This is a genomic window from Aminobacter sp. MET-1, from assembly GCF_026521175.1.
Classification (GTDB): Bacteria; Pseudomonadota; Alphaproteobacteria; order Rhizobiales; family Rhizobiaceae; genus Aminobacter.
Window position 1 is genome coordinate 61,401 of record NZ_JAMSHL010000027.1, and the last position, 9,769, is coordinate 71,169.

Annotated in this window: 5 protein-coding genes; 1 reads left to right on the top strand and 4 read right to left on the bottom strand. The window is 64.5% G+C overall.

Features of this window, described 5'->3' with window-relative positions:
- The 4 genes from NDO48_RS25945 to NDO48_RS25960 all read right to left on the bottom strand — a co-directional run bounded on the left by NDO48_RS25945 (position 1) and on the right by NDO48_RS25960 (position 5,308).
- On the bottom strand, positions 1-1,209 hold the full coding sequence (locus NDO48_RS25945; protein WP_018426444.1) for an acetyl-CoA C-acetyltransferase: 1,209 nt from the start codon (positions 1,207-1,209) through the stop codon (positions 1-3).
- 32 nt (positions 1,210-1,241) lie between these two features.
- A complete protein-coding gene (locus tag NDO48_RS25950) occupies positions 1,242-2,414 on the bottom strand; it encodes an acyl-CoA dehydrogenase family protein (protein WP_026226876.1) in 1,173 nt (390 codons plus the stop codon).
- A gap of 65 nt (positions 2,415-2,479) precedes the next feature.
- The gene (locus tag NDO48_RS25955; protein WP_018426442.1) at positions 2,480-4,276 is read right to left on the bottom strand and encodes an acyl-CoA dehydrogenase; all 1,797 of its coding nucleotides are present in this window, start codon (positions 4,274-4,276) and stop codon (positions 2,480-2,482) included.
- A gap of 579 nt (positions 4,277-4,855) precedes the next feature.
- Positions 4,856-5,308, bottom strand: a complete 453-nt coding sequence (locus NDO48_RS25960) for a MerR family transcriptional regulator (RefSeq protein ID WP_026226875.1) — start codon at positions 5,306-5,308, stop codon at positions 4,856-4,858.
- Positions 5,309-5,750: 442 nt separating this feature from the next.
- Between NDO48_RS25960 and NDO48_RS25965 the strand changes: the two genes are divergently transcribed.
- A complete protein-coding gene (locus NDO48_RS25965; protein WP_267322660.1) occupies positions 5,751-9,503 on the top strand; it encodes a peptidoglycan-binding protein in 3,753 nt (1,250 codons plus the stop codon).
- Positions 9,504-9,769: the final 266 nt, after the last annotated feature.

Here is a 9,769-nt window from a genome sequence, read left to right on the forward strand (position 1 = left end):
TCACACCCTCTCGATGATCGTCGCGGTGCCCATGCCGGCGCCGATGCACAAGGTCACGAGGGCCGTGTTGAGATTGCGGCGCTCGAGTTCATCGAGCACGGTGCCGAGGATCATTGCGCCGGTGGCACCCAGCGGGTGGCCCATGGCGATGGCGCCGCCATTGACGTTGATCTTGTCGTGCGGGATCTCGAAGGCCTGCATGTAGCGCAGCACCACCGAGGCGAAGGCCTCGTTGAGTTCGAACAGGTCGATGTCCGAAAGCTTCATCTTGGCGCGCTTGAGCAGTTTCTCGGTGACGTCGACCGGGCCGGTCAGCATCATCGCCGGCTCCGAGCCGATGTTGGAGAAGGCGCGGATGCGCGCCCGCGGCTTCAGGCCCATCGCCTTGCCAGCCTTCTTGGAACCGAGGAGTACCGCTGCCGCCCCATCGACGATGCCGGACGAATTGCCGGCATGGTGGACGTGGTTGATCTCTTCCAGTTCCGGGTAGCGCTGGACGGCGATCGCGTCGAAACCGCCCATCTCGCCGGGGATGACGAAGGACGGGTTGAGCTGACCGAGCGACTGCATGTCGGTGGTCGGGCGCATATGCTCGTCATGGGCGAGGATGGTCAGGCCGTTCTGATCCTTGACCGGCACGACCGACTTGTTGAAGTAGCCCTTCTCCCACGCCTTGGCGGCGCGCTTCTGGCTCTCGACGGCGTAGCCGTCGACGTCGTCGCGCGAGAAGCCGTATTTGGTGGCGATCAGGTCGGCGGAAACGCCCTGCGGCATGAACCAGGCCGGAATGCCGACCGAAGGGTCCATGAACCAGGCGCCACCGGACATCCCCATGCCGACGCGCGACATCGATTCCACACCGCCGGCAATGACGATCTCGTCGGCGCCCTGGGCGATCTTGGCCGCACCGAAATTAATGGCATCGAGGCCGGACGCGCAGAAGCGCGAGATCTGCATGCCCGGTGCCTTGTTGTCGTAACCTGCCTCGAAGGCGGCCGAGCGCGGGATGACAGATCCGGCTTCGCCGACAGGGTCGACGCAGCCGAAGATGATGTCGTCGACCTGGGCGGTGTCGAGACCGTTGCGGTCGCGCAGCGCTTCCAGCACCTTCGCGCCGAGGCGTACCGCCGGCACTTCGTGCAGCGATCCGTCCTTCTTGCCCTTGCCGCGCGGCGTGCGCACGGCGTCATAGACAAAAGCGTCAGCCATTTTTCTTGCTCCTTGGTTTTCGGATCGGCGGCTCAGAGCGAACGCGCGATCAAAAGCTTCATGATCTCGTTCGTGCCGCCGTAGATGCGCTGCACGCGGGCGTCGCGATACATGCGGGCGATGGGGTATTCGTTCATATAGCCATAGCCGCCGAACAGCTGCAGGCATTCATCGACGATCTTGCACTGCAGGTCAGACAGCCAATACTTGGCCATCGACGCAGTTACCGGATCGAGCCCACCGGAAATGTGACGGGTAACGCAGTCGTTGTAGAAGACCCGCCCGATGGTTGCCTCGGTCTTGAGTTCGGCCAGCTTGAACTGGGTATTCTGGAAATCGAGGATCGCCTTGCCGAAGGCCTTGCGCTCCTTGACGTATTCGATGGTCTCGGCAAGCGCACGCTCGATCATGGCAATCGCGCCAGTGCCGATCTGCAGCCGTTCCTGCGGCAATTGCTGCATCAGCTGGACGAAGCCCTGGCCTTCTTCGGAACCGAGCAGGTTCGACGTCGGCACGCGCACGTCGTTGAAGAACAGCTCGGAGGTATCGTTGGCCTTGAGCCCGATCTTGTCGAGGTTGCGGCCACGCTCGAAGCCATCGACCTCGTCAGTCTCGACCACTATCAGCGAGGTGCCCTTGGCGCCCTTCGACGGATCAGTCTTGGTGACGACGATGATCAGATTGGCGTGCTGGCCGTTGGTGATGAAGGTCTTCGAACCGTTGATGCGATACTGGTTGCCGTCCCTGTCGGCACGCGTCTTGACACCCTGCAGGTCGGAGCCGGCGCCCGGCTCGGTCATGGCGATGGCGCCGATCAGCTCGCCGGTCGCCATCTTCGGCAACCACCTCTTCTTCTGCTCCTCCGAGCCGTAGTGGAGGATGTAGGGGGCAACGATCGAGTTGTGGAGGGCAATGCCGAAGCCGTCGACGCCAACATGGCCGATCGCTTCGATGATGGCGCTCTCATGGGCGAAGGTGCCACCCGAACCGCCATATTCTTCGGGCATGGAGGCGCAGAGCAGGCCGGCGGCGCCAGCCTTTTCCCAAGACGCGCGGTCGACCATCTCGTTCTTTTCGAACTCGTCGTAGCGCGGCAGGATTTCTTCCGACATGAAGCGATGCGCCATGTCGTAGAGCATGGCGACGTCCTCGCCGGCCCAGGCGGGCCTGGGCAGCCCCAGAACATCTGCAGGAATTGTCGCCACGATCTCCTCCGCGTTTCGACGCCGCAAACAAGGGGACGGCCGCGTGCGGCCGCCCGGAAATTCGGTCAGAACGCCTCCGCCGGAAGCGCCATCATGGTCGCCGAGCCGGTCGAGATGCGGGCGAGATGCGCCGCGGTCTCTGGCATGACGCGCTCCATGAAGTAGCGGCCGGTCACCAGCTTGTTCTCCAGGAACGTCGCCTGGTCGCCCGCGCCATTGGCCAACTTTTCCTGCGCCGTCTTCACCATCCGGCCCCACATGTAGCCGAGCGCCACAAGGCCGAAGAGATGCATGTAGTCGGTCGAGGCCGCACCCGCATTGTCCGGATTGGTCATGCCGTTCTGCACCAGCCACATGGTCGCAGCCTGCAGGTCGTTCAGACCCTTCTTCAGACCCTTGGTGTAGGGCGCCATGGTTTCGTCGCCGCGATTGGCTTCGCAGAACTCGCCGACATCCTTGAAGAAGGCCTGCACGGCGCGGCCGCCATTGAGGCCGAGCTTGCGGCCGACGAGGTCGAGCGCCTGCACGCCGTTGGCGCCTTCATAGATCATGGCGATGCGGGCATCGCGCACGAACTGGCTCATGCCGTGCTCTTCGATGTAGCCGTGGCCGCCGAAGACCTGCTGAGCCATCACGGCATGCTCGAAGCCCTTGTCGGTCAAGACGCCCTTCACCACAGGCGTCATGAGGCCCATGTGATCCTCCGCCGCCTGGCGTTCACCGCCCTCTTCGGAGCGGTGGGCGACGTCAGAGTTGATCGCGGTCCACAGAACCAGCGCGCGGCCAGCCTCGTTAAAGGCCTTCATGGTCATCAGCTTGCGGCGGATGTCGGGGTGGACGATGATCGGGTCGGCCTTTTTCTCGGGCGCCTTGGCACCCGTCAGCGAGCGGCCCTGGATGCGGTCCTTGGCGTAGGCAACGGCATTCTGGTAGGCAATCTCCGAGACTGCCAGACCTTGGAGGCCGACGCCGAGGCGGGCCTCGTTCATCATCGTGAACATCGCCTTCAGGCCGCCATTGGCCTCGCCGAGCAGGAAGCCCTCGGCCTCGTCATAATTCATGACGCAGGTCGAATTGCCATGGATGCCCATCTTCTCCTCGATGGAACCGCACGACACCGCGTTGCGCGCGCCGGGATTGCCCGAAGCGTCGAGCTTGAACTTGGGCACGATGAAAAGCGAGATGCCCTTCACGCCCTCCGGCGCGCCCTCTATACGGGCCAGCACCAGATGGACGATGTTATCCGACATGTCGTGCTCGCCAGCCGAGATGAAAATCTTCTGGCCCGAAATCTTGTAGGAACCATCGCCGTTCGGCACGGCCTTGGAGCGCAGCAGGCCGAGATCGGTGCCGCAATGCGGCTCGGTCAGGTTCATGGTGCCGGTCCAGGCGCCCTCGACCATCTTGGGCAACCAGGTCGCCTTCTGGTCTTCCGAGCCGTGCACGAGGATCGCAGCCATCGCGCCCTGGGTCAGCCCGGGATACATCATCAGCGCCATGTTGGCCGACGACATGTATTCGCCGACCGCCGAATGCACGGTGTAAGGCAGACCCTGGCCGCCATGCTCGGCCGGCACCGCCAGGCCCATCCAGCCGCCTTCGCGATACTGGTCGAATGCTTCCTTAAAACCCTTGGGCGTGGTCACCGAGCCGTCGTCGTTGCGGATGCAGCCTTCCATATCGCCGACTCGGTTCAGCGGGTGCATGACGTTTTCGGCGAGCTTGGCGCCCTCGGCGAGAATCGCCTCCAGCACATCGGCGCTGGCATCGGAAAAGCCGGCGAGGTTGCTGTGACGCTCGTAGCCGAGCACGTCGTTCAGCACAAATAGGGTGTCCTCGACCGGGGCCCGGAATATCGGCATTGCTCTTCCTCCAGCATGGTTTGTGCCGGTTCCGGCCAGACGGTATGCGACGGGGAACCGCTTGTCGAACGTCGATTAGCAAAAATTGACGTTTGCGTAAACGTCAATTTTTGTGAATCCGCATTCCGGTGGATTTCTCAACGCCTTAGGCCGGGGATACGAGCAAGACATGGCGGCAAGTTGGGTGAGTTGCCAGGAGCATTCCGGATACACCATCCGATGGCACTCGATGCCAGACTGCAACATTTGTGGCCGCGACCGACGACATTCTGGACCGCAGCGGTGTCATTGGCGTCACGACATGACTCGCTTCACTCGCTCACGAGGTCTGGGATGACGGATAGCGAGGACGCATCAGCAAACCTTCAAGGTTCGCGCTTAAGCGAGCCGAGAGTGTCGGGAATCCATGGCAGGACGACGGCGAAAGCGAGCCGGGGCCCAAATGCCCCTCGCGCCATGAATGGCAGGCGGCTGGGCCCATGCGCCGCGCCCCCTAAGATGGCGATGAGCCCCCCTCAAACGAAAAACGGCCCGGTGAGGTCTCCCCCGCCGGGCCGTCGATCAGATCACCAGGGATGATCAGCCGGCAGCGCTTGCCTGCACTGCGGTGCGCTCGGCCAGCAACTGGCGAACGGCCGACATGTGATTGCTCAGCTCGTCGATCGCCTCGTCGAGCAGCTGGCGCTGCTTCTGCAGGCGGCCGAGCTGCTTTTCCGACTTGTCGATGGTCAGGCGCAGCTGCTTGGCGTTGGTGCCGCTCGGATCATAGAGGTCGATCATCTGCTTGACGTCGCGCAGCGAGAAGCCAACCTTCCTGCCGAGCAGGATCAGCTTCAGGCGGGCGCGGTCGCGGCGTGTGTAGAGACGGGTGGCGCCTTCACGCTTGGGGTTCAGCAGCCCCTTGTCTTCGTAAAAACGCAGCGTCCGCAGCGTCACGCCGTACTTCTTCGCCATCTCGCCGATGCGAACAAATTCTTCGCCGGTAAGATTGTTTTCATTGGCCGCAGCATCGGCGACCGATACGAGTTTCATCATCTGCTTCCGATATCCCCAATTGCGAGCGGCGGCGGCATCGCCAGCCGTGCTCTGACTGGAAGCCGAAGGGGGCGGGCTTCCGATCGTGGTTTCTATGTAAATGCACTCAAGACGGCGTTCTGCACACGTCTTACGTTTACGTAAATGCTATAACGATCAGCCCTACCCTACGCAAGGGAAATCTGGTCGCAGCCACAGCCCGGAGGGGTAACACAACGTCGCACATTCTTAAGCTTGGTTAAGAGGTTATTTACCACGTTCAGGGAAATGTGCGCATGTCGGTTCTCCCGTGGTCATCATGTACCGAATTGTTCACGGTTTCGGAGGGCGGCGAATAGCCCGGGAAGCCATGTTTCCGCAAGGCGCTTCGCAATCCCCGATCCCGGCAAGGATTTGAGACTCTGGTCTTCTGCCAGCACTCTGACCAACGGGCGTTTCGATGAACAACAAGCGGTCTTATCTCGACAGCCTCAATGACGGCAGGCAGCGCCGCCAGCATGCCTCGCTCGAGGAGCTCAATCGTTCGCTCGAAAACCTCGAGGCGCGGCTGGACCGGACACGCGAGGAAACCGCCGAACCGCAGCGGCCCTCGATGCGCCAGGCGCCGGCGACAGGCTACGTGCCGCGTGGCGAATTTGGCCGTACCAAGCCTTATGAGCGCCCTTATCACGCCATCGCCCGCGACATCGACCGCGTCCGCGGCCAGGAGGACGGCGTCGCCGCCGTCGGCAAGATCGCCGGCGAACTGCGCGCGTTGCGCGAGGAGATGCGCCACCAGATGACATCGGGCCTGCAGCGCGAATTCGACCAGCTGCGCCAGGACATCGACCGCGCCAACCGCGCAGGCGCAGCTGGCGCCACCGGCGCCGAACTCGGGCTCGAACTGGAGCGCCTGTCGGGCGCCATCCATTCGCTCGCCGAACGCAGCGACGACAAGAGCGTCAGCATGCTGCGCCTCGAACTCGAACAGGTCCGTCGTTCGCTGACCGACCTGGCGCGCGAGGAGACGGTGCTGTCGGTCGATCGCCGCTGGGACGACTTTGACCGGCGCTGGACCGATTTCGCCGACCGCATGTCGGCCAATCAGGGTCAGCGCAGCGAAGACCCGGCACTCGCGGCGCTTGCCGGCCGGCTCGAACAGATCAATGAGGCCGTCAACAGCCTGCCGGAATCGCTGTCGCTGCGCACCATCGAGGACAAGGTCCGCACGCTTGCCGGCGCCGTCGACCAGTTCGTGCGCCAGCGCGACAGTCATGGCGACGAGATGTTCGGCCTGATCGACGAGCGCCTCGACGAGATTTCGCGCGCCATCGTCGCCTCGACGGTCGCAGCCCAGACACCACATTTCGACCCCGCGCCGTTCGAACGCATCGAGCTGCGCATCGCCGCCCTCGCCCACCAGATCGAGGAAATCACCGCCGACCAGCAGCCGACAGCCGAGATCATCGACCGGCTCAATGTCCTGTCTGATCGCGTCGACGGCATCGCTGCCCGCAGCGAAGTTCCAGGACAGGCCGTCGAGCGCCTGGGCCGCCAGATCTCGCTGATCGCCGACAAGATCGAACGTGCGCCTCAGGCACCCGACGCCAGCCTGGTCTTCCAGGGCATCGAGCAGCGCTTCGACGCGCTGGCCGACGTGTTCGAGCGCCGCCAGGGCGACGCCATCGAGCATGGCAACACGTTGTTCCGCGACCTTGAACGCCGCCTCGAAGACCTCGGCGACCGGCTCGACCGCCAGTCGGCGCAGCCGGCGGCCGACAACCGCGACATCATGGAGGCCATCGACGCGCGCTTCACGGCCTTCGCCCAGCGCCTCGAAACCAACCGCCCTGACACCGCCACCGAACAGGCAATGCGTGGTCTCGAGGCCCGCCTCGAAGACATCTCGACCCGGCTCGAAATCTCCTCGGCGCAGGTGGCCAGCATCGATCCCAGCCTGATCCGCAGCCTCGAGGCGCAGGTCAGCGGACTGTCGGAACACCTTGCCCGCCCTGGCGCGCCGCTGCCGGAGCTCGAAGACATCCGTCCACGCCTCGACGAGATCGAGCGCTCGATCATGGGCAACCATCAAGCCCTGGTCGAAGCCGCCCGCAAGGCGGCCGAGGATGCCGTACGCAACTTCGCCGGTACCGCACCCGAATCCGTCGCGGTCGAAGGGCTGGCGCAGGATCTCAAGACACTGGAAGCGCTGACCCGCCGCTCCGACGAGCGCAACGGCAAGACCTTCGAGGCCATCCACGACACGCTGCTCAAGATCGTCGATCGTCTCGGCTCGATCGAAACCAACGCCCCTGCCGCGATGCCGGTCCAGCCCAAGGCGCCGGTCGAGACGCCTCCGGCATCCGTCGCCGAGCTCCTGACCCCGCCGATTGCCGAGGCAGAGCCTGTGCGCGCCGTGCTCGATACCCCGTCGCTCGCCCCCGAGGAGCCGGCGCCGCTTCCCGAGGCCCATGCCACCTTCGGCCGTCGCGGCTCCGATCACGCCGCCGCCGATGAGCGGACGTCGCGCAGCCCGGCCCAGGCCGCAGCGGAAGCCGCGGCAGCCGTTGCCGCGCTCGACGGCGTGCGCACCGACAAGAAGGAACAGGCGCCCGCTAAGGGGTCGATGTTCGGCGGTCTCGCCCGCGCCTTCTCGCGCAAGTCCAAGGAACAGGAGCCGGTATCAGTCGAAGCGTCCGAGCCTGATGTCGTGGCCCCGACATCCGAGGTTTCGCTCGATGCGCCACTCGATCCCAAGATCGCCAACCGTCCGCTCGAACCCGGCTCGGGCGCGCCTGACCTCAACGCCATCATGCGCCGCGTCCGCGACGAACGCGGCCAGCCGGCGCGCGGCAACGAGGCTGACGCAGCCAAGGCGGACTTCATCGCCGCCGCCCGCCGCGCCGCCCAGGCAGCCGCCGCCGAGGCTGACGCGCTGAAGCGCAGCTCCGACCTCAAGGGTCCGGTGCGCGCGCTGCGCATCGGCGACCTGATCAAGGCCCGGCGCAAGTCGGTGCTGATGGCCGTCGGCGCCGTCATGCTGGCGCTTGCCGGCATGCAGCTCGGCAAGGCGTTCCTCAGCGATCCGGTCGAAACCGCAAGCATCACGGTTGCCCCGGCACCGGCTCCCGTCATGCCCGCGGCGACCGCCCCGGCAAAGGCCATCGACGAGGCCGCGGCTCCGGTCCGCAACGTCGACAAGCCGGAACTGGCAAACATGGCTGTCGACGAGCCGGCGCCTGACGCACTGGCCGATGCCAGCGACTATTCCGAGCCGGTCGAGGTCGCGCTTGACCGTCGCAGCACGCAGTCGATCCCGGCAGCCCCTGCCGTGACCGAAACCATCAAGCCCGCTATCGAAGCTGCAGCACCCGTGCTGCAGGCGACCTTCGGACCGGAGCCGCTGCGCCAGGCGGCGAACGCGGGCGACGCCAAGGCGCTGTTCGAGATCGGCTCGCGCTACGCCGAAGGACGCGGCACCCAGGCCGACATGAAGGCCGCGTCGCAGTGGTACGAGAAGGCTGCCGAACTCGGCTTTGCGCCAGCGCAGTACCGGATCGGCAACATGTTCGAGAAAGGGCTGGGCGTCGATCGCGATGCCGCCAAGGCCAAGACCTGGTACCAACTCGCCGCCGCACAGGGCAACGCCAGCGCCATGCACAATCTGGCGGTGTTGTTTGCCATAGGCGCAGACGGCACTGTCGACAACGAGTCCGCCACACGCTGGTTCGTCAGCGCGGCCGATCTCGGCGTCAAGGACAGCCAGTTCAACCTGGGCATCCTCGCCGCCAAGGGCGTCGGCATGAAGCAGAATCTGGAAGAGTCCTACAAGTGGTTCGCACTTGTCGCCAAGCAGGGCGACACCGACGCAGCCGCCAAGCGCGACGAGATTGCCAAGGCGCTCAACCCCGAGCAGCTGAAGCGCGCCAAGCAGGCCACCGACCTGTGGCAGGCCAAGACACTCGACCCCGCATCCAATTCGGTCGACGTGCCCGCCGCCTGGCAGGACGCGCCCACCGCCGTCGACATGAAGAAGGCGATCCACAACGTCCAGGCCATCCTGACCAAGAACGGCTACGACACCGGCAAGCCCGACGGCATGATGGGCCAGAAGACCAAGGACGCCATCGCCGCCTTCCAGAAGGACAATGGCATGGCGCCCACCGGCGATGTCGACACCGCCCTGGTCGAGGCACTGATCGCCCGCAAATGATGGCAGGCGGCGGCCGATTGCGCCGCCGCATTCGCCTGCCGACCGACCCCGCCGTTAACAGCCCAGTTAACTAGTTGAGTTATTTTCCGTTTCGAGCGCGGTGTGTTTGACTTCGCCGCAATGTCGGCGCAAGTAGCCGTTAGGTAACCGGCACCCCGAAACGGGTGGCGGCAATTTCTTTTTGTAGAGACTGACGGGTGGGCATTTATCTCCCGATAGCTGAGATGTCGGTCAATGTGTTCGTGCTGCTGGCGATGGGCGCGGCG

Excerpts from the sequence above, each read along its gene's own strand:
- NDO48_RS25965 (WP_267322660.1), top strand. The coding sequence starts at position 5,751 with ATGAACAACAAGCGGTCTTATCTCGACAGCCTCAATGACGGCAGGCAG.
- NDO48_RS25960 (WP_026226875.1), bottom strand. The coding sequence starts at position 5,308 with ATGAAACTCGTATCGGTCGCCGATGCTGCGGCCAATGAAAACAATCTT.
- NDO48_RS25945 (WP_018426444.1), bottom strand. The coding sequence starts at position 1,209 with ATGGCTGACGCTTTTGTCTATGACGCCGTGCGCACGCCGCGCGGCAAG.
- NDO48_RS25955 (WP_018426442.1), bottom strand. The coding sequence starts at position 4,276 with ATGCCGATATTCCGGGCCCCGGTCGAGGACACCCTATTTGTGCTGAAC.